Genomic DNA, 1,765 nt, shown 5'->3' on the forward strand with positions numbered 1-1,765 from the left:
GACGAAGGTCTGTCCGACCTGCTCGCGCTCGTTTGCGCGTGTGGATCGCAACCCCATGTCACCGGAGAACTGGCGCCGCCGGGTCTACTGCTCGCGCTCCTGCGCCGCCGTCGGGCGCCAGGCTGCCCGCGCACCAGTACTCGATGAGGTCTTCGAGGAGTACCTCGCCGACAACCCTGAGACCGGCTGCCTCGACTGGACCGGCACCCACACGGCCGCAGGCTACGGGCAAATCCGCATCGGCGGCCGACGGGTCTACGCGCACCGCTACGCCTTCGCGCGAGCGCATGGCCGGATCCCGCGCGGCCTCTTCGTTCTCCATCGGTGCGACCGGCCCTCCTGCGTCCACGAAGGACACCTGTTTCTCGGCACCGCGCTCACCAACGCGCAGGACTGCGTCTCGAAGGGCCGCAACTCCCGCGGCTCGGCGCACCCCGGCGCAAAGCTCACCGAGGCCATCGTGCTCAAGGGGCGGGAGGCTGGCATCTCACCGGCTGAGTTCGCCCGGCAGACCGGAGTGAGCCGGGGCGTGGCAGCCAAAGCTCTCGGCGGCGCCACGTGGCGGCATGTTGGCATGCCGGGCCCGGCCACCGGGATCACGTGCGCCGCCGTCTAGGCGCTCGTCGAAGATCGTGTCTGTGGGCGCGCTGAGGCGTGCCAGAATTTTCGAGATTTCCACACGAACGAACACGCGGTTCATTGAAAACATACCTCAATCTCATAGCGTAGAAATTGGCAGAAAGCCGAAGAATAGGAAACGGATAGGATAAGATGAAATTTAGGATGGCGCTCTWGTGTGGCGTATTTGCTTTGAGCTGCACTGAAGTCGCGTCTGCAGAAGATTTACGGCAGTGGTGTGTCACCGCGTATCCGAGCCGGGTCGACTGGTGCAACAGCCAGTATCCCGACAAGTCGGTCGCATCCGTCGCGACACCTGCGTCATCGCCCCCCCCGACCCGCGCTGGAGGCCGAGCCTAAAGTTGCGACGCGAGAAGAGCCTTCGGAGCCAAAGGTCGCGACGCGGGAGGAGCCGTCAGAGCCGGAGATCCCCGTGCGTCGGGTGGATAGTAACCATCTGGCCGATCGCACGCTCGCCCGCCGATACAAGGTCGGCGACCGGCTCCGGATCACGAACGGGATGGGATGCTTCCGCTTCAGCGAGAATGAGTATCGCTGCGTCAGGCAGGTGCTCGACAAGGCCGCGGTAGTCATCGCCCCGACGATCTCCGGCGTTCCCGAAGGCTACATGGATCGCTACTGCCCGACGTTCATCCGAGGCTTCCGCAACCGGGAGTGCGGCTTCGACCTCGTGTTCAAGATCACGGAGCGGGGGATCGACCACATGGAGACAACACAATTCTACGGCGCCGACCATATCGAGCTGAAGCCCTCGACCAAGCGGTAAGCAACGAAGATGACGAACCTCAGATCATTTCTATTCGTGGGCACCCTCGTTCTTAGCCCGATAGGCTGCAAGGCGAACGAGGGCGTCAAAAACTTCGAAGCCGTCAGCCTGCCGCAACTAAACGCCGATGAAGTTAAGGTCGGCGATCGTATCAGGGTGATGGGTGGTATGGGTTGCTTCCGCTTCAGTGCGGATGAGTACCGTTGCGTCAAGTTAACGCCGAGGCGGGCGGCCGTCGTATCCGCACGGAGCATCTCTGGCATTCCGAGTGGTTACCTGGATGAGAACTGCCCGACGGCTATCCGCGGCATGAGGGAACCGGCCTGCGGCTTCGATCTGGTCTTTACGCTCCAGGGCATC

The 1,765-nt window shown here is 63.1% G+C and carries 3 protein-coding genes; all 3 read left to right on the top strand.

Annotation, left to right across the window (positions count from 1 at the left end):
- Positions 1–616, top strand: a 616-nt coding sequence (locus ACXJL8_RS40225; RefSeq protein WP_456686946.1) for an HNH endonuclease, incomplete at its 5' end; no start/stop codon positions are given.
- Positions 617–1,051: 435 nt separating this feature from the next.
- On the top strand, positions 1,052–1,405 hold the full coding sequence (locus ACXJL8_RS40230) for a hypothetical protein (RefSeq protein ID WP_456686947.1): 354 nt from the start codon (positions 1,052–1,054) through the stop codon (positions 1,403–1,405).
- 9 nt (positions 1,406–1,414) lie between these two features.
- Positions 1,415–1,765 (top strand): hypothetical protein (locus tag ACXJL8_RS40235; protein ID WP_456686948.1); only part of this gene is annotated, 351 nt, incomplete at its 3' end.

The sequence above is a fragment of the Bradyrhizobium sp. P5_C11_2 genome, assembly GCF_054049755.1.